This window comes from Burkholderia sp. Ax-1724, assembly GCF_011752995.1.
Taxonomy (GTDB): domain Bacteria; phylum Pseudomonadota; class Gammaproteobacteria; order Burkholderiales; family Burkholderiaceae; genus Paraburkholderia.
In genome coordinates, this window is the sequence record NZ_VWWL01000019.1 from 35,834 (window position 1) to 54,042 (window position 18,209).

Consider the following 18,209-nt stretch of genomic DNA (forward strand, 5'->3'; position numbering starts at 1 on the left):
ACGAAGCCGTCAGGCGATCTGTCGAAAAATCATTAAAAAGTTGTTAACGCGAATGGTCGATTGAGCCGACTCATACCGTGCCGCGGTCGATCTTGCGCGCGAGAATGATCGACGTCGTCGTGCGTTCGACGCCTTCGAGACCGCCGATCTGATCGAGCAGATCGTTGAGCCGCTCGGGCGAATCGGCGCGCAGCCACGCGACGTAATCGAACTCGCCGCTCACCGCGCATAGCAACTGCACCTCGGGCATTTTCGCGAGGCGCTTCTGCACGGCCGGCCCGTACTTCGGCGCGATGATGATGCCGACATACGCGACGATGCTCGAATCGAGCACGTCCTGACCGAGCCGCACGCTATAGCCGGCGATCACGTTGCTGCGTTCGAGCCGCGCGATGCGCGCGATCACGGTCGTGCGCGCGATGCCGAGCTGGCGCGCGAGACTGGCGACGCTTTCGCGGGCGTTGGCTTGCAGCAGGGCAACGAGGCTGCGGTCGAGGTCGTCGAGCTGGTCGAGGCGCGGTGGTCTCATCGAAGGAAAGGAAAGTGGGTCGGCGGTATGGCGGATTATCGCGCGTCCCGGCAAGAGGCTGGACAACGGTGTGCGAAATCGGCTGTGGACAGCCCCGCAGCCCATTTCCCTTTCGTTTCGGTTGTAAGCGTTTGTCGCACTGGAAACGTATTGTAGGCATATCGTGTTACTAATAGCGGTGACGGGCGGATGCGGCAGCCGGTCGCCGTGCGCCGCTATTCGCCATGGGTGCGCGACGGTTCGCCGCCGCGCGCCTTGTCCCAATACGAACCGACATCAGGAGTTTCGATGAAAAAAGCACTGGTTATGCTGGCTACGGCCGTTTCGATGGGCGGCGCGTTCGCCCAGGCTTCCGCGCCCGCGGCGACCCCGCAGAGCGCCGCCTCGGCCCCGGCGGCCAAGGCCGGCTACGCACGCAACGTCGAAGACCGCATCGCCTATCTGCACTCGCAACTGAAGATCACATCGGCACAGGAAACGCAATGGAAGGCATTCGCCGACGTGATGCGCGACAACGGCGAGACGATGGGCCAGCTGTTCCAGCAGCGCAAGGCCGCGGCGAACGTGAGCGCGCTCGACGACATGAAGCAGTACGCGCAGATCGCCCAGGCGCATGCGGACGGCATGAAGAAGCTCGTCGACGCGTTCGACCCGCTCTATAGCAGCATGTCGCCGGAGCAGAAGAAGCTCGCCGACGCGACGTTCCATCGCGGCGGCCCGGAAGGCGGCGCTCACCATCGCGGCGGCCATCACGGCAAGGGCAAGGCCGGCAAGGCGGCGGCGGAACCGGCAAGCGACGCGGCGGCGAAGCAGTAAGGCATCGACGCTTGCGCGGCGAACCTCGTCGCGCAAGCGGGCCACGGTCTTCGATCTCCGGTCGGTCCGCTTTGCGGCGTCATGTCGGCGTCGTGGCTTTGGCCTTGTAACGTTGGCCTCATCACTTCGCGCCGATCGGCGTTTTTGCGCGGGACGTCCGCCTGCGCGCGCAGGCGGTAAGCCCGTGCATACCTTCGTCCTTGTGTGCGCCTGCTTGTACGTCGGCTGCTCTCGCCCGCTCTCTTTTCACCGCCGGAAACAAGGCGCGTCTCATCTCAAAACAGCCCGGCCCGCAAACGCATCTGGCATGATTCGGGTGTGCGGCGGTATCCGCTACAACCGTGGGCTTCAGTTTTCGACGCAAAACGGCAACGCACCACGGCCGTTCCGCGCTCTAATCTCAACTATCCATCCGCTTCATGACCGAACTCAGGAATCTCGATCTGCGTGACGATCCGCACGCCCAACGCGTCGTCAAGGACGAAACGGTCGGCGTCGAATTCGCCGCAGTCGAAGGCCAGTTAATGAGCCTCGAAGGCCCGAATCGCTACGCGCGCGGCGACGCGTTGATCACCGGCTCGACCGGCGACCGCTGGGTCGTGTCGCGCGAACGCTTCGACGCCAAATACGTGCCCGCCGACCCGGCCCTCGCGCACGGCGAGCCCGGCGCCTATCGCAATCGCCCGGCCGTCGTGCTGGCCCGGCAGATGAACGAAGCTTTCTCGCTGGCCCGCTCCGCCGCTGGCAGCGACGTGCTGCACGGCGCCGCCGGCGACTGGGTCATGCAATATGCGCCCGGCGACTACGGCGTCGTGCAGGCCGCGCGCTTCGCGAAGGTGTATCGGCTCGCGGATTGAGCTGCGAATCGAGTCGCAAACTGAGCCGCGAATTGAACCGCAAGTCGAATCGCGAATCGAGCGCATCCCAGTTGCGCCGTTCCGGCTGCCCCCCGGATCGGCCCCGAACCGTTTTAGCACCGCAGCGAGCGACGCGCGTCAGGCGAATTCGTCGCCGAGATCCACCGTGACGTCGCGCGGCACGGCTTCGCCGTTCGCATACATCTCTTCGAGCGAGCCGAGGCTCGCCTCGACATACGCCCGCAACACCGCGAAGCTGCGTCCGCGCAACCGGGCCGGCAACGCGCGATAACGCGCGAGCGCGGCCGGCGCGATCACCACCGTCATCTCGATACGGCGCGCGGTCGAGCCGAAGCGCATCGCCACCCAGTGGATCGCCAGCGTGGGCGTGCCGTCGTCGGATGCGCGCTGGATGAACTGCGTCTGCTCGGGAAAGAGATCGCTGATGACGCGCGCCAGCTCCTCGAACTCGGGATTCGCGCAGTCGTATTGGTAAGCTTCCATGAAGGCCGCCGCAAAATCGGGATACTGGAAAAAGGTAGGCGCATTTTAGAGAAAGGCACGGTCGATAGCGAGGCGCTCACGGCTATCGTTTGCCCACTGCCCGCCCTTCTACCCGCCATCCGGCGCCCATCGGTCCGATGCGGCGCGTGGCGCAGCGAGGGCTCGACAGATTATCGCGCCACTCGCAGCCACCCCGCCGCCCTCTCCGTCAATGCGCCCTTGCCTCACCCGCTTCCGGCCGCCGATACCGGCGCACCAGCACTCCGACCACGATCACCGCCAGCACCGCATACACGGCGTCCACTGCTGCGAGCGGCACAAGCCGCGCCTGGAACAGCGCGGCGGGCACGTCGATCAGCGCATGCAGCACGATCGCGAGCGGCAGGATGCCGCGCCAGCCCGCCTGCATGCCGCGCCACATCAGCACCGACAGGCCGATCTGAAACACCAGCGCGGCCGCGCGTTCGATCGCGAAGACACCGGCCATCTGCGGCGTGAGGCTCGCCAGAATCAGATGGATGCGCATCACCGCTTCGTCCGGCAGGTCGCCCAGGTAGCCGCTGAGTTGGCCGCGGTTTTCGAGGATCGCAAACAGCATCCACTGGAATTGCACGAGCACGCCGACCATCCACGCTTCGGCGCCACCGTGGCCGAGGCCGTAGCTGAGCGCAGCGCCATCGTCCGCGCGCAAGGCGGCCGTGCGTGCGCTGGCTTGCGCGCCCGCGCGAATCTTGAGGTCGGCTTTGGCATCGGGACGGCCTTCGCCCGCCGCAACCCGGGGCGTGCCAGCGGCCGCTTTCGCCATCGCGCGCCTGACCAGAAAGCGCATGCCGACAAACCGCCCGACTTCCTCGCAGATGCCCGCGGCCAGCGCGCCGTACACGACAAAAGCCAGCGGATGCGAGAGAAACGCGGCGGTCGTCTGGTTGCCGCGCAGCAGGTAGTCGTGCAAGGCGCGCTCGATCACCATCGCGAACAAGGCGAACACAGCGACGCCGGCGATCGCGTCGCGCGGTTTCAGCGCAAGCGGCTTGCGCAACTGCCGGTAGATCAGGAACGGCAACGCGGCGATAACGAGCGTGGCGAGCACGAGGCTCGCGAGAGTAAGTGGTGCGACGACCATGAATTTCCTTGCGATGACCGGCGCGCACCCGCTGCGCGCCGCAGCCCGAATGATCGCAGATCAGCGCGAAGTCGACGCGCGCACGATCAGTTCGCCCGGCAGCAGACAGTCGCGCGCGCCGGTTTGCGCGCCCTCGATGCGCTCGTGCAGAAACTCGACCGCGCGATAGCCGATTTCATAGGTCGGCTGACGGATCGTCGTGACGCCGGCGAGCTCGGCCCAGTCGGGGTCGTCGATGGAGAGGAGCGCGACGCGGCTTTGCCAGTGCGCGCCGTACCGCGCCTTCAGATGCAAGGCGAGACAGAGTGCGACCGGCGCGTTGGCCGCGAATAGCGCGATGCGGGCGGTTGCGTGCGCGTTATTCGCGATGTGCTGGCCGCTCACGCTGCCGGTTCCGGTCCCGCTCATGCTGCCGGTGTCGCTATCGACGCTGCGGCCGAGGTCAAGGCCGCTCACCGCCTCGATCGCGCGATCCAGTTCCGCGAGGCTGCGCTCGACCTCGGCCGCATCCGCGAGATTCAACACCAGCGTATGGCCGTGCGCCTGGTTCTGCGCATGCAGCGCGGCGCCGAACGCCTCCACGCGCAGATGCCGCGAGCTGACCTGTTCGAACGGCTGCACGATGAACCAGATGTGCTCGAAACCCTGTTCGAGCAGATGCCGCGTGCCGAGTTCGGCCGCGGCGCGATTGTCGAGCCCGACCATATCGGCGACGAGTCCTTCCACCTGCCGATCGACGAGCACCGCCGGAATCCCGCCCTCGCCGACGGGCCGCAGCGTTTCCTCGCGCACGCCGAGCGCGTTGACGATCACGCCTTCCACGCGATAGGTCGTGAGCAGTTGCAGGTAGCGCCGCTCCATCTCCACTTCGTTGGCCGCGTGGCAAATCAGCGGCATCAGGCCGAGCGCGTGGCAAGCCGCCTCGACACCTTGCAGCACTTCGACCGAATAGGGATTGGTCAGGTCGGCGACCAGCATACCGATCAGCCGGTTGCGTCCGCGCTTGAGCCCGCGCGCCATCTGGTTCGGCTGATAGTCGAGCCGCTCGATCGCCGCTTCGATGCGCGCGCGCAGCTCGGGCGACAGCACGTTCATCTCGCCGTTCAGATAGCGCGAGATGCTGGTCTTGCCGGTGCCGGCTTCGCGCGCGACGTCGGTGATCGTCGCGCGGCGCGGCGTGGCGGATGGCGTGCTCATCGGCTTACAGGTTCATCGTTCATATCGGTTGGCGGGCTCGGCGCGCGCTTCGGCATCGATCTCGCGCGCGACCGTCCTTACTTCGCCAGCACCGCGCGATTGACGATGTTCTTCGTCAACGTGCCGTCGAGCGCGGCCACGAGATTACGCGCCGCATCGAGCGCCATCGCATGGCGGGTCTCGTGCGTCGCCGAACCGATGTGCGGCAGCGCCACCACATTCGGCAACGTCAGCAGCGGCGAATCGGCCGGCACCGGTTCGGTGTCGAACACGTCGAGCCCCGCGCCGTGGATCGTGCCGTTTTGCAGCGCCTCGATCAGCGCGGCTTCGTCGACGGTCGCGCCGCGCGACGCGTTGATCAGGATCGCGCTCTTCTTCATCGCACGCAGCTCGTTCGCGCCGATCAGATGCCGCGTTTGCGGCGTGAGCGGCACCTGCAGACAGACGAAGTCGGACTCGGCGAGCAGTTCGGCCAACTCCACGCGCCGCGCGCCATAGGCCTGTTCGGCCTCGCGATTCGCGCTGCGGTTCGTGTAGAGTACCGTCATGTTGAAGCCGAGCGCCGCGCGCCGCGCGACCGCGCCGCCGATCCGCCCGAGCCCCACGATGCCGAGCGTCTTGCCCTGCACGTCGAGCCCGAACTGCGCGGAACCGATGCTCGCGCGCCACTGCCCCGCCTTGACCCACTCGGCGAGTTCGACGACGCGCCGCGCAGACGCGAGAATCAGCGCGAACACGGTGTCGGCGGTCGATTCGGTCAGCACGTCCGGCGTATGCGCGAGCACGATGCCGCGGCGCGTGAGGTCGTCGACGTCGAACTGGTCGAAGCCGACCGAGATCGTCGAGAGCGCCTTCAGGCGGCTCGCGCCGTCGAGCATCGCCGGCGTGATCTGCACGCTCGCACCGATGCCGCCGTCGGCGTCGCGCAGCGCGGCGACGAACGCGTCATGCCGTGACGGATCGACCTGCACGACCTGCGCATGCTGTTGCAGATACGCGAGCACGTCTTCGGGTAAGGCCTTCCAGGCGACGATCTTCTTCATCAGCTTATTTTCCTTGCGACGGTGGAGCGAGCGGAGTCGCGTCGTTCGACGGCGGCCGGCTTGACGGCGAGCGTCAGGATCACCGCAGCGACGAGCGCCACGCTCATGAATGCATACGAGGCGGCGGGCGTGCCGGTCGCGCCGTTCAGATCACCGACCACGTACGAGCCGACGAACGAACCGAGCGCGCCCATGCTGTTGATGAGCGCCATCGCGCCGCCCGCGACGTTCCTCGGCAGCAATTCCGGCACGATCGCGAAGAACGGGCCGTACGGCGCGTACATCGCGGCGCCCGCGATCACGAGCAGCGCATACGAGACCCAGAAGTGCGACGAGCCGAGCCCGTACGACGCCGCGAACGCGATGGCGCCGACCAGCAGGAACGGCCACACGAACACCTTGCGGCGGTTGAGTTTATCCGATGCCCACGAAGCCGCAAGCATCGCGATCGTCGCGGCCAGATACGGCAGCGCCGACAGCCAGCCGGTCTCGACCATGCCGAGCGACGAGCCGTTCTTGAGGATCGACGGCAGCCACAGCACGAAGCCGTACACGCCGATGCTCCAGCAGAAATACTGCGCGCACAGCTTGACGACGGCCGGCGTGCGAAACGCCTCGCCGTAGTTGCGCACCGGCTTGATCGCGGCCTGCTCGGCACGCAGCGTCTGCGCGAGCGCGTCCTTTTCCTCCTGCGTGAGCCACGATACCTGCTCGGGCTTGTCCTTGACGAGGAACCACCAGCAGACCGCCCAGACGACCGCGGGTACGCCCTCGGCGATGAACATCTGGCGCCAGCCGAACGAATGCACGAGATAGCCCGACACGACCGACATCCACAGCACCGTGACCGGATTGCCGAGAATCAGGAACGTGTTAGCGCGCGAGCGCTCGCTCTTCGTGAACCAGTTGCTGATGAAGATCAGCATCGCCGGCATCACGGCGGCTTCGACGACGCCGAGCACGAAGCGGATCACCATCAGCGACGGGATGTTGCTGACCATGCCGGTCAACGCCGCGCAGCCGCCCCACAGCACGAGGCTCCAGAACACGAGCTTCTTGACGCTGCGGCGCTCGGCGTAGATCGCGCCCGGAATCTGGAAGAAGAAGTAGCCGAGAAAGAACAGCGCGCCGATCAGGGACGCGAGGCCCTTGCCGATGCCGAGATCGTCGTTGATGCCGGCCGCCGACGCAAAGCCGAAGTTCGCGCGATCGAGATAGGCGAGGCTGTAGGTGATGAATACGATCGGCATGATCGTCCACCAGCGGCGAATCGCGAGTGATGAGGTCATGGGTGTCTCCTTGTACGGCTTCCCTAAACGATGATGAAAAAGCGTGGCGCGCGGTACGTGCTGTTGTTGTGGTCGAGGTGGCGCGAGGGTGCGCGGACGCTGGTGCTGTTGCTGCTGTCGTTGCTATTGCTGCTGTTGCTGCCGCCGCTCGCGATGCGTTCCACCGATACGTTCGGGGCACATACGGGGCACATACCGCTCAGATTCGAGTGACGTTCACTTCGCATGACACGCGGCTTCAGGTCATTTCAGGCCATGCCCGATTCCGCCTTACGCCGCATTCGCGACGCGCGCCCCGTCGGCCAGTTCGAGCGCGTCGAGCTCGGCCCGACTCGGCAAACCCTCGGAATCGCCGATCACCCGAATCGCCAGCGCGCCGATCCGGTTGCCGCGCGCGACCGCCTGCGGCAGCGTCCGGCCTTCGAGCAGCGCGCTGATGACGCCGACCGCGAAGCCGTCGCCCGCGCCGACCGTATCGACGACCTTCGCGACCGGCTGGCCCGCGATCACGGCGGCCTCGCTCGCGGTGCGGTAGTACGCGCCCTGCGCGCCGAGCTTGACGATCACGCCGCGCGCACCGCGCTCCAGATAGAACTTCGCGATGTCCTCGGGCTGCGTATAGCCGGTCAGAATCTCGCCCTCGCCGATGCCGGGCAGCACCCAGTCGGCCAGCGCGGCCAGCGCGTTGAGCCCGTCGACCATTGCCTCTCGCGAGGGCCACAGCGTCGGGCGCAGATTCGGATCGAACGAGATCGTCCTGCCCGCCGCACGCATTTCGCGAGCCAGATGGAACGCGAGTTCGCGCGAACTCGCCGAGATCGCCGGCGCGACGCCGGTCAGGTGCAAGTGGCGCGCGCCGAGCACGTAATCGGCGACGTAGTCGTCGAGCGACAGATGGCTCGCCGCCGAGCCCTTGCGGAAATACTCGACCGCCGGGTCGCTGCCGTCGTCGTTGCGTGACTTCAGCTGGAAGGCGGTCGGATAGCGCGCGTCGGTGCTCACGCAGCGCTGATCGATGCCCTCTTTGGTCAGCGTGTCGCGCACGTACTGGCCGAACGAATCGTCGCCGACGCGGCTCATCCAGCCCACCTTGAAGCCGAGTCGCGCGAGGCCGGTCGCGACATTCAGATCGGCCCCGGCGATGCGCTTCGCGAACTGCCCGACGCCCGCGAGCGGACCGGTTTCGGTGGCGACGAACATCGCCATGGCTTCGCCGTAGGTGATGACGTCGAGGGCGGGATGGGGGTGGGTCATGCTGGGCTCCTGGGTGGTGCGGGTGCTGGGTACTCGGTGTTACGTTGCTGTGGAGTTATGCGTCGTGGCCTGTTGCCTAAACGCTCGCGAGCCATTCGACGTAACGCGCGGCGTCCGTCCCGATCCGGCTCACGTCGAACGGAAACTCGATGCCGCGCGGCACATGGCGCGGCAAGCGGTCAAGCACGGCACGGAACTGCGCGTCGTCCTCGGCCGGCGCCGCCGGAAATCGCCGCGCACCCTCGCCGGCCGCTGTTTTGCAATGGATGTATTCGACATATGACGCGAGCCGCTCGGCCACGTCGAGCGGCGCGACATCGAGCCACGCCCAGTTGCCGATATCGAAGGTCATACCGAGCCGACCCGCATGGCCTTCGCGCGCGAGCGCGTCGAACAGTCCGACGAACTGCGCGGGCGAACCGCCTTCGGCCAGTTGCCCGTTTTCGACGACGAGCCTCGGCTGCGCGCCCCGCGCCTGCTGCTTCGCCTGCATCAGTTGAGCGACGATGGCCGCGCCCTCGGCATCATGGGCGAAGCCGCCCAATTGCAGCTTGACGAAGCGCGCGCCGAGTGCCGTGGCTTCGTCGAGCGCGAGACGTAGCGCCTCGGCATCGAACCGGCCAGCGGACGTGTACAGCGAAGCGGGCGTGGAAAACACCGACCACAGGCCCAGCTCCGCGAGCGCGGCGCCAAGCGCGCGCAGTTGCCCGGGAGCCGCGTCCGCGTCGCTCGCGAACAGTTCGCGGCGCACTTCGAAACCCGCCGCACCCACCTGCCGCGCCACGCGCGCCCATTTCAGATGACCGCTCGCCCGCACCGCGTCCATGCCGAACGCGCTTGCGACGATCACGATCTCCATTGCATCAGACATGTCGAATCCGCTCAATTCCGCCTGGAAACTGTGGTTTGGAACCGGTTCCAAAAGCATTTCGAAAAAAAGCGCCGAGGCGCTTGCGATGCCCGAATAGTGCGCGGGACCATCGCTGCGCACCATAGAGGAAATCCCCAGGCTGAGCAGGCACGAGAGCATGCGAACCGCGCCAGACACGACTCCGTGATTCGCAACTGCTCGCGCAGTGCGCATCGAGCCAATCGGGCTCCTGGCCGCCACACAAATCCTGCCAACCGCAACTCACCCGCCCCCTTCCGCGAGACACAGCGCCAGAAACTGCTCGACCACCCGCGACGGCGCATTCGCATGCGGCACCAGAATCGACAGCCGGCGCGTCAGCGGCTCGGGACTCAGCGACAGCAGACGCAGCGCGCCATTCTCATGCCGCATCGACATCGCCGAGACGAAGCCCACGCCCATGCCGGCCCGCACCGCCTCTTTCACGCCCTCGACGCCGGCGATTTCGAGCGCCACGCGCATCGGCACGCCCGCGCGCGCGAACTCACGCTCAACCGTCTGCCGCACACCCGAGCCCGTTTCGCGCAACACCAGCGGGCAGGCGCCGAACGCCGCGAGCCCGATGCGCCCGCCGCTCGCCTGCTGCGCGAGCGGATGCGAGTTCGGCATGATCGCGACGATCTCGTCCTCGCGCCATGCATGCACGGCCGTGCCGGGCGGCAGATCGTCGCCGACCGGCCCTTCGACCATCGCGATATCGACCGCGCCGAGCGCGCCGACAATCTCGGTCGTGTTGCCGTCGGCGGCATGCACGGTCACCTCCGGGTAGCGCTGATGAAACTCGGCGATCAGATACGGCAGCAGATAACTGGCCGGCGTCGTGCTCGCGCCGATCCGCAGCGTGCCCTGTTCGAGCCCGCGCAGCGCGTCGCGATACGCATGCGCCTGGCGCCAGGTGTCGCGCAGCCGTGCCGCATAGCTCGCCAGTTGCTCGCCGGCCGGCGTCAGGCGCACGCCGCGGCCGTCACGCTGATACAGCGGCTCGCCGAATTCGTCCTGCAACTGCCGCAGCTGGCCCGACACCGCCGGCTGCGACAGATGCAGCGCCACTGCCGCCCGGCTGATGTTGCGATGCTCGGCGACGGCGGCGAAAGTTATAAGCTGATCCGGGGTCATCCTGACTAAGTATCTGCTGTACCGATACTTCACATTCTAAATCATGATTTTTCATATCGATATATCTAATTTAGGATTAGCCCCGTTGCAATCAGCCAGCCAAGCCGGATACCAAGGCGCTCACCATGTCCACCCCAACCGTACCGCTCACCGCCGTCACCGCCGCGCATTCGACCCGCGGCCAGCTCAACGGCGTGCTGTTCGTCGCACTCTTCGCGGCCGCCGTCACGCGCATCGCGGCGATCCCGGCGATTGCCGGGCTGGGCCTGAGCCCGCTGATCGTCGGCATCGTCGCGGGCGCGCTCTACGGCAACGCGCTGCGCGACGGCATGCCGGCCAGTTGGGCGGCCGGCGTCAACTTCTCGGCGCGCAAGCTGCTGCGCATCGCGGTCGCGTTCTTCGGCCTGCGCGTGAGCCTGCAGGAAATCGCCCAGGTCGGCCTGCCGGGGCTCGCGCAGTCGGTGCTGATCGTCGTCAGCACGCTCGCGATCGGCACGTGGGCCGGCATGAAGATCATGAAGCTCGACCGCGACACGGCGCTGCTGACCGCCGCCGGCAGCGCGATCTGCGGCGCGGCCGCCGTGCTCGCCTTCGAATCGACGCTGCAATCGAAGCCGCACAAGAGCGCGATGGCGGTAGGCAGCGTCGTGCTGTTCGGCACGCTGTCGATGTTCCTCTACCCGATCCTGTTCAAGGCCGGCTGGCTGCATCTCGATACGGTCGGCGCGGGCCTCTTCTTCGGCGGCACGATCCACGAGGTCGCGCAGGTGGTCGGCGCGGCCAGCAACGTGAGCCCCGAAGCGACCCACATCGCGACGATCGTGAAAATGACCCGCGTGATGCTGCTGGTGCCGGTGCTGCTCGTGGTCGGTTTGTGGGTGAACCGCGCGGCGCGCGGCACGCAGGACGGCACCGCGAGCGGCAACCTCAACGGCAATACCAATAGCACGCCGCGCAAGCTCGCCATCCCCTGGTTCGCGCTCGGCTTCCTCGCCTGCGTCGTGCTCAATTCGCTACACGTGCTGCCGGAGAACGCGACGTCGACGCTGAACCTGCTCGACACCTTCGCGCTGACGATGGCCATGACCGCGCTCGGCATCGAAACCCGCCTCTCGCAGATTCGCGAAGCCGGCCCGCGCGCGCTGAGCACCGGCCTGATCCTGTACGTGTGGCTGATCGCGGGCGGACTGGGAATCACATGGACCGTCCAGTACCTGTTCCGCTAGACCGTTCCCGCCTTGACGCCAACCCCGCCGCGCGCGGGGTTTTGCGCATTCCGGCGCCCCATTCGGCGCGTTCGCGCGGCATACTCGTTGCTGCGAACTTTGCTCATGCAACCCGCCCGCACGCGCTGTTCCGGCAACGCGTCCGGGCAACCGGAATGAGGATCGATCGATGAGCCTGGAACTCTATTACTGGGACGGCCTGCAAGGCCGCGGCGAATTCGTGCGGCTTGCCCTCGAGGAAGCCGGCGTGGCCTACGTCGAAGTCGCGCGCGGCAAGCCTTCGAAAGGGCTCGGCACCGAGGCGATGATGGCGCTGCTGGCGAGCCCCGACGAGCCGTATCCGCCGTTCGCGCCGCCGTTCCTGAAAGACGGCGATCTCGTCATCTCGCAGACCGCCAACATCCTGCTCTATCTCGGCCGGCGCCTGAATCTCGCGCCGGCGGTCGAGAGCCTGCGCTATGTCGCGAACGGCCTGCAACTGACGATCGCCGACGTCGTGACCGAAGCGCACGACACGCATCACCCGCTCTCGAGCTCGCTCTACTACGAAGACCAGAAAGACGCCGCGAAAGCGCGCGCGCACGACTTCATCGACCACCGCCTGCCGAAGTTCATGTCGTACTTCGAACGCGTGCTGAAACAGAACCCGGCCGGCGAGCGCTTCATGGTCGGCGATACGCTCACCTACGTCGATCTGTCGATGTTCCAGCTGATCGACGGTCTGCTGTACGCGTTTCCGCGCGCGCTGAAGCACTTCGGCGAACACTATCCGCGGCTCGCCGCGCTGCACGACATGGTGATGGCGCGGCCGAACATCGCCGCGTATCTGAACTCCGACAGGCGCATCGAGCACAACGAAGCCTGCGTCTTCCGGCACTACCCGGAACTCGACAAGGCGGCGCCTTGATCCACGCCGCCGATACCCGCCCATCCGCGACAGCGCGCCCGCCATCGAAGGCGGGCGCGCTGCTGTTGTGATGCGCCTTCCTCAACCCTGCCTCACGCCTTGTACCGTCGACGTGCTTTCATTCCTGCTGAAGCTGCGCACCCGCGCCCAACGCCTGTTCCGTCTCTCCGATGCCCACACGATGCTGGTCTGGTCGGTCGTGGTCGGCATCGCCGGCGCGTTTGCCACCATCGTGTTTCGCAAGGGCATCGAGCTGCTGCAATTCGCGATGGCCGGGCGCGTCGGCAGTTTCGTCGACATGGCGCGCAGCCTGCCGTGGACCATGCGCATCGGGCTGCCGGCCGCGGGCGGCCTGATCGCCGGCCTGCTTCTGCTGGTCGCCCAGCGTCATGCCGACAAATGCGCGCACACCGACTACATGGAAGCGGTCGCGATCGGCGACGGCGTCGTGCCGGTCCGGCTGAGCCTGTGGCGCAGCGTGTCGTCGCTGTTCACGATTTCGAGCGGCGGCTCGATCGGCCGCGAAGGTCCGATGGTGCAACTGGCCGCGCTCGGCGCCTCGCTGATCGGCCGCTGGGTCCACTTCGATCCGCCGCGGCTGCGCCTTCTGGTGGCCTGTGGCGCGGCGGCCGGTATCACGTCCGCGTACAGCGCGCCGATCGCGGGCGCGTTTTTCGTCACCGAGATCGTGCTCGGCTCGATCGCGATGGAGAGCTTCGGGCCGGTCGTGGTCGCGGCCGTCGTCGCGAACATCACGATGCGCGAATTCGCCGGCTACAAGCCGCCGTACGAAATGCCGGTGTTCCCGACCGTGACCGGCGTGGAAGTGCTGCTCTTCGTCGCGCTCGGTGCACTGTGCGGAGCGGCGGCGCCGCAATTCCTGCGGCTGCTCGACGCGTCGAAGGCGAGCTTTCGCAAGCTGCCGGTGCCGCTACCGCTGCGGCTTGCGCTCGGCGGCCTGATCGTCGGCATCATTTCGACCTGGGAGCCCGAGGTATGGGGCAACGGCTACAGCGTCGTGAACTCGATCCTGCACTCGCCGTGGACCTGGAGCGCGCTCGTCGTCGTGCTGGTCTGCAAGCTCGCGGCGACCGCGGCGACCGCGGGCTCCGGCGCGGTCGGCGGGGTCTTCACGCCGACGCTGTTCGTCGGCGCGGCAGTCGGCTCGCTGTTCGGCCAGGGCATGCACGAATTGTGGCCGCACGCGACCTCGGCCGCCTATGCGTATGCGATGGTCGGCATGGGTGCCTTCCTCGCCGGCGCGACCCAGGCGCCCTTGATGGCGATCCTGATGATCTTCGAGATGACCTTGAGCTACCAGGTCGTGCTGCCGCTGATGGTGTCGTGCGTGGTCGCGTATTTCATCTCGCGCGCGATCGGCAAGACCTCGATGTACGAGATCACGCTGCGCCGCAATCGCGAGGAACAGGAACGCACGCGCCTGCGCGCGACGCAGATGCGCGAGCTGATCCGTCCCGCGCAGACGGTCGTGCCGCCGAACGCGACCGTGCACGACATGACGCGCGTATTCCTCGAATATCCGGTCAAGTATCTGTACGTCGCCAACGAATCGGGCGCGTTTCTCGGCGTGGTCGCGCTGAAGGACATCACGTCCGATCTGCTCGATAAACGCGATACGTCGGCGAAGACCGCCGCCGATTATCTGCAGCCGCATTTCGACGTGCTCACGCCGGACATGTCGCTCGGCGTCGCGCTGCAGCACTTCATGGCGTTCCAGGGCGAGCGGCTGCCGGTGGTCGAGAGTACCGCGCATCCGACGCTCGCGGGTGTGGTCTACAAGACATCGCTACTCGACGCGTACTTCCGCATGAATCCGTCGCGCTAGGCGGTGCTGCCGCATTCGTGCCATCATCTGAAATCTACAATGCGGTTTTGTCACGAATGTGCGCGCATGGCAGGATTTGCCATCTAAGATGGTAGATGGGCATCGGCCGCGCATCGCCACGCCACCTGTAGCTTGCGCCTTCCTTTCGACGCGGGAACGGCACAGAGCTTGCTTAACTGTCAGCGCCGCATGAGCTTAGGAGGTCGGGCGATGAAAACCTCGACACTGTTGACCATGGTGACGCTGTCCGCCTCGTGCTTTGCCGCCCCGGTTCGCACCGCCCCGGACAGCGCGGATTCCACCACGCTCGCGCAACGCGCGAACGCCGCGCCGGTCGCGCCGCCTGCCCCCGGCGTATCGAGCACCGACGACCGTCCGCAGCAATGGGAACATATCGCGCTGCCGAAATCGCGCCATCTGGAGCGCAGCCTCACCGGGCAGAACGAGCATCTGCAAACCTGAGTTCGAACTCGACGACGTACCCGGCGCGAGCGGCTGAATAGTTTTACGATGAAAGCCGGGGCGCATGGTGCCCGGATGCGCTCGCGGCCCCCCGGCAATGCCATCGGGCTATCCGCAGAAGACGCCGCGGCCATAACAACAGCAAGCACAGGAGCATGCGCATGACTGCCTCGGACATCCCCGGCGAATCGATCGATTTGCAGATCGCAGATCTTCTCAGCGAAGTCCGCTTTCCGACCAATAAGGACGCGCTCGTCGACGCCGCGCGCGAAGCCGGCGCGAGCAACGAAGTGCTGGCGATGCTCGACGGCATGCCGGAGCAGGACTACGTGGATATTGCGTCGGTCACGCGACTGATCAGCGGCAACTATGGTCCGGGGCTAGGGGCTTAGGCGCGGCGGCCGCGCTGGCCGTGCTAGCCGTGCGTACAGCTAGGCCGTCCTGGCTGCCGTGAGCAGCACACCGCGATCAATCAGACGGAAATCAGAACTGCGGCGCCGCCACCCGGGCACGCGATGCATGCGGTACGCGGCGCGCCGGTTCGTCTGCTTCACGCAATGCATCCGGCAGTTCGGGCGCGTCGAAATCGTCGGCCCCCGCCATGCCGAACACCGGCTCCGCGACGGACGGCGCGAACGCCACGCCGCGCGAATCGCGCGTGAGACCGCTACCGGGCTGGAAATGATCGACCAGGTGGTCGATAAAGGTGCGCACCTTCGCCGGCAGATGCAGACGGCTCGGGTAGGCAATCGTGATTTCGATCGGCGGCAGGCTGTAGTCGTCGAGCAGACGCACAAGGCGCCCCGCCGCCAGATCGCGCCCGATCAGATAGCTCGGCAGGATCGCCACGCCCATGCCCAGCAAGGCAAACTGCCGCAGCATTTCGGTATTGTTCGCGGCGATCGCGTTGACGGGCCGCACCCGCACTTCGCCGTCCGGCCCCTTGAACACGCGCTCCTCGCCGCCGCCCTGCTCGGCCGGCCGGCTCAGACACGAATGCTGCAGCAGATGCTCGGGGCGCGTTGGCGTGCCATGCTGCGCGAGATAAGCCGGCGTTGCGCAGACCGTCATGTAGCCGGTCGTCAAACGCCGCGTGACGATGCTCGCGCTGCGCATGTGTCGCGCGACCAGAATACCGACGTCGAAGCCTTCTTCGACCAGATCAACGTTGCGGTCGGCGAGCGTGACATCGGGCAGGACGTCCGGATAGCGCGCCGCGTACGACTGCACGACCGGCGCGAGACTATGCAGCCCGAACACGACCGGCGCGACGATGCGCAGCGTGCCGACGGGCTCGTGATTGCGCGCCACCACCATCTGCTCGACGCCTTCGAGGTCCGCGAGAATATGGCGCACGCGCTCCAGATAGGTCGCGCCGGACTCGGTCAGCGACAGACGACGCGTGGTGCGGTTAAGCAGGCGCGTACCGAGCCGCGCTTCGAGATCCGCCACGTGCCGCGTGACCACCGCGGTCGACAGATCGAGTGCGCCTGCCGCGCCGACGAAACTGCCGAGATCCGCCACCTTGACGAACACGCGCATCGACTGCAGTTGATTCATGGGACGACTCCTGCCTCGGTAAAGCCGGGCCGGCGCGAGCTTGCCGCCTGTCGACCCGTGCGCCAGGAGCGCGCGCGGGTTTGCCCGATGAACCGATTGTATCGATCGGATCATGTCCCAACCCTGACCTGGACATGACATTCCCGTCAGGTTCGATGCGGCTTGACTGCCGCACCACTATTTTTGAGTCTATTATGGGTTTTAGCTAGGTATAAACCCTAGTTAACTGGTAAAATGGCGGCCAAAAGGAAATTACCGCCATGCCACATCGCTTTCATCTCCTAGAAAAAATCGCGTTTACGCTTGTCTGCTGGTCCGCTGCGGCCAGCTCGGCCTACATCGGTTACGAGCGTTGCCCGGACATCAAGGTCGCCCTGCACGCGGGGGAAAAGATCATCAATACAAGCGGCCAATATGCGTTCGCTTGCGCGGCACCGGCCGCCGACCTTTGCGCGCAATTGCCGGTCGACTGATTTTCGCCGTTTCCGTTTTGTCGTATCCGACGCGCGATCCAGACTGGGTCGCGCGTTCGCTCGTTCAGTTCGCCTGGTCCGCTCGTAGATTGCGCGCGTTTTTGTAATTCTTGCGCGAATTCAATACGGCTTCACCGCATTTCCCTCCGCTTCGCTTCGGCGCAATTTCAACTGCGCGCGACCATCTCACGATCGCGCGCCGTGCCACAAGGCTACCCACCTTCGAGGGAGCCCGGCTGCGCAGTCCCCCTGCATTCCCCCAAGCCGAAACTCACGCCTCGCGCCCGAACACCACACGCGCGAAAAATCCCGCCAGCACCGTTTCGACCTTCTCCGTCGGCACATTCTGCGGATCGACCGAATAGAAGAAGTGCATACCGTCGCACAGGCCCATCAGGCCGATAGCCAGTTGCTCGGGCGGCATCAGCAGCGGCGTGCCGACCCGCACCGAAAACTCGCGGATATACGCGGCTAGCTGTTCGAGCTTCTCGTGCATGAACGCGTTGAAACGCGGCCGGAAACGGCCGTCGCGCACCGCGAGCAGCTTCGCCTCGACCCACAGCAGGAAGCATTTGTTCTCGCGATGCAGCGTGCTGTAGTAATGCAGCACGCGCGCTTCCATCTCCTCGCGCGACGCCGCGCTCTCGAAGATCGCGTGCAGCCCCGCCTGCATCGTTTCGTGATCGCGCCGCAGTAATTCGAGAAAGAGGTCGGTCTTGCTGCGGAAGTTCGAATAGAACGCGCCGCGCGTATAGCCCGCAGCCGCCGCAATGTCTTCGACGCTCGCCGCGACGAAACCTTTCTTCATAAAAGTCGTCTGCGCAGCATCGAGCAGACGCTCCCGCGTCTGGTCCTTGCTTTGCTCTCTTGTCAGTCGTTGCCGTTTCATGGGCGCAAGTCTAGCACCGAAAAGAATTCCGATTCACCTCGACATTCAAATACAGCTGTGTATTAGAATGCAAGGCATCATTCAGAGTCGGTTCCGTATGCCATTTGCATGATCGGCGCACGGGTCCTCGCTGGCGGGCCGCCGCGGCTTGCCGTGTTCGTTCGCTGTCTCCAGTTGGGGTAATTGTGAAGCGTCCCGGTTCTCCCGC

20 protein-coding genes are annotated in these 18,209 nt (G+C 66.0%); 9 read left to right on the plus strand and 11 right to left on the minus strand.

What is annotated here, in order from left to right:
- Positions 1-70: 70 nt before the first annotated feature.
- Positions 71-529, minus strand: a complete 459-nt coding sequence (locus tag F3J19_RS21980; RefSeq protein WP_167045963.1) for an Lrp/AsnC family transcriptional regulator — start codon at positions 527-529, stop codon at positions 71-73.
- Positions 530-817: 288 nt separating this feature from the next.
- On the opposite strand from F3J19_RS21980, the gene F3J19_RS21985 reads away from it, so the two are divergent.
- Together F3J19_RS21985 and F3J19_RS21990 are read left to right on the plus strand one after the other, a co-directional pair.
- Positions 818-1,345 (plus strand): Spy/CpxP family protein refolding chaperone, encoded by a 528-nt coding sequence (locus tag F3J19_RS21985; RefSeq protein ID WP_167045966.1) that lies wholly within the window; start codon positions 818-820, stop codon positions 1,343-1,345.
- Positions 1,346-1,764: 419 nt separating this feature from the next.
- A complete protein-coding gene (locus F3J19_RS21990) occupies positions 1,765-2,202 on the plus strand; it encodes a PGDYG domain-containing protein (RefSeq protein ID WP_167045970.1) in 438 nt (145 codons plus the stop codon).
- 138 nt (positions 2,203-2,340) lie between these two features.
- Here F3J19_RS21990 and F3J19_RS21995 read toward each other — a convergent pair whose 3' ends face one another.
- The 5 genes from F3J19_RS21995 to F3J19_RS22015 all read right to left on the minus strand — a co-directional run bounded on the left by F3J19_RS21995 (position 2,341) and on the right by F3J19_RS22015 (position 7,358).
- Positions 2,341-2,706: a DUF3022 domain-containing protein gene (locus F3J19_RS21995; protein WP_167045972.1), complete on the minus strand. Its 366-nt coding sequence runs from the start codon at positions 2,704-2,706 to the stop codon at positions 2,341-2,343.
- Between the two features lie 208 nt (positions 2,707-2,914).
- Positions 2,915-3,829, minus strand: a complete 915-nt coding sequence (locus tag F3J19_RS22000; protein ID WP_167045975.1) for a YhfC family intramembrane metalloprotease — start codon at positions 3,827-3,829, stop codon at positions 2,915-2,917.
- Between the two features lie 60 nt (positions 3,830-3,889).
- Positions 3,890-5,026: a LacI family DNA-binding transcriptional regulator gene (locus tag F3J19_RS22005; protein ID WP_167045978.1), complete on the minus strand. Its 1,137-nt coding sequence runs from the start codon at positions 5,024-5,026 to the stop codon at positions 3,890-3,892.
- A gap of 77 nt (positions 5,027-5,103) precedes the next feature.
- The gene (locus tag F3J19_RS22010; RefSeq protein WP_167045981.1) at positions 5,104-6,069 is read right to left on the minus strand and encodes a D-glycerate dehydrogenase; all 966 of its coding nucleotides are present in this window, start codon (positions 6,067-6,069) and stop codon (positions 5,104-5,106) included.
- A complete protein-coding gene (locus F3J19_RS22015) occupies positions 6,069-7,358 on the minus strand; it encodes an MFS transporter (RefSeq protein WP_167045984.1) in 1,290 nt (429 codons plus the stop codon). The genes F3J19_RS22010 and F3J19_RS22015 overlap by 1 nt, the downstream gene beginning before the upstream one ends.
- Before the next feature lie 30 nt (positions 7,359-7,388).
- On the opposite strand from F3J19_RS22015, the gene F3J19_RS22020 reads away from it, so the two are divergent.
- A complete protein-coding gene (locus F3J19_RS22020; RefSeq protein ID WP_167045987.1) occupies positions 7,389-7,571 on the plus strand; it encodes a hypothetical protein in 183 nt (60 codons plus the stop codon).
- Between the two features lie 57 nt (positions 7,572-7,628).
- On the opposite strand, the gene F3J19_RS22025 is transcribed toward F3J19_RS22020, so the two are convergent.
- The 3 genes from F3J19_RS22025 to F3J19_RS22035 all read right to left on the minus strand — a co-directional run bounded on the left by F3J19_RS22025 (position 7,629) and on the right by F3J19_RS22035 (position 10,638).
- Positions 7,629-8,612 (minus strand): sugar kinase, encoded by a 984-nt coding sequence (locus F3J19_RS22025; protein ID WP_167045989.1) that lies wholly within the window; start codon positions 8,610-8,612, stop codon positions 7,629-7,631.
- Positions 8,613-8,688: 76 nt separating this feature from the next.
- A complete protein-coding gene (locus F3J19_RS22030) occupies positions 8,689-9,483 on the minus strand; it encodes a TIM barrel protein (RefSeq protein ID WP_167045992.1) in 795 nt (264 codons plus the stop codon).
- 261 nt (positions 9,484-9,744) lie between these two features.
- Entirely contained in the window at positions 9,745-10,638 is an 894-nt protein-coding gene (locus F3J19_RS22035) for a LysR family transcriptional regulator (protein ID WP_167045995.1), read from the minus strand.
- Between the two features lie 125 nt (positions 10,639-10,763).
- On the opposite strand from F3J19_RS22035, the gene F3J19_RS22040 reads away from it, so the two are divergent.
- The 5 genes from F3J19_RS22040 to F3J19_RS22060 all read left to right on the plus strand — a co-directional run bounded on the left by F3J19_RS22040 (position 10,764) and on the right by F3J19_RS22060 (position 15,471).
- Positions 10,764-11,864, plus strand: a complete 1,101-nt coding sequence (locus F3J19_RS22040; protein WP_167045998.1) for a YeiH family protein — start codon at positions 10,764-10,766, stop codon at positions 11,862-11,864.
- A 169-nt stretch (positions 11,865-12,033) separates the two neighbouring features.
- The gene (locus F3J19_RS22045) at positions 12,034-12,771 is read left to right on the plus strand and encodes a glutathione S-transferase (protein ID WP_167046000.1); all 738 of its coding nucleotides are present in this window, start codon (positions 12,034-12,036) and stop codon (positions 12,769-12,771) included.
- 112 nt (positions 12,772-12,883) lie between these two features.
- Positions 12,884-14,617: a ClcB-like voltage-gated chloride channel protein gene (locus tag F3J19_RS22050; protein WP_167046003.1), complete on the plus strand. Its 1,734-nt coding sequence runs from the start codon at positions 12,884-12,886 to the stop codon at positions 14,615-14,617.
- Between the two features lie 210 nt (positions 14,618-14,827).
- Positions 14,828-15,079, plus strand: coding sequence for a hypothetical protein (locus F3J19_RS22055; RefSeq protein ID WP_167046006.1), 252 nt, complete (start codon positions 14,828-14,830; stop codon positions 15,077-15,079).
- Between the two features lie 161 nt (positions 15,080-15,240).
- Positions 15,241-15,471: a DUF2795 domain-containing protein gene (locus tag F3J19_RS22060; protein ID WP_167046009.1), complete on the plus strand. Its 231-nt coding sequence runs from the start codon at positions 15,241-15,243 to the stop codon at positions 15,469-15,471.
- Between the two features lie 91 nt (positions 15,472-15,562).
- Here F3J19_RS22060 and F3J19_RS22065 read toward each other — a convergent pair whose 3' ends face one another.
- Positions 15,563-16,639, minus strand: a complete 1,077-nt coding sequence (locus tag F3J19_RS22065) for a LysR family transcriptional regulator (protein ID WP_167046012.1) — start codon at positions 16,637-16,639, stop codon at positions 15,563-15,565.
- A gap of 260 nt (positions 16,640-16,899) precedes the next feature.
- Between F3J19_RS22065 and F3J19_RS22070 the strand changes: the two genes are divergently transcribed.
- Entirely contained in the window at positions 16,900-17,112 is a 213-nt protein-coding gene (locus F3J19_RS22070; RefSeq protein ID WP_167046015.1) for a hypothetical protein, read from the plus strand.
- Positions 17,113-17,383: 271 nt separating this feature from the next.
- Here the strand turns inward: F3J19_RS22070 and F3J19_RS22075 are convergent, their stop codons facing one another.
- Positions 17,384-18,001: a TetR/AcrR family transcriptional regulator gene (locus F3J19_RS22075; protein ID WP_167046018.1), complete on the minus strand. Its 618-nt coding sequence runs from the start codon at positions 17,999-18,001 to the stop codon at positions 17,384-17,386.
- Positions 18,002-18,209: the final 208 nt, after the last annotated feature.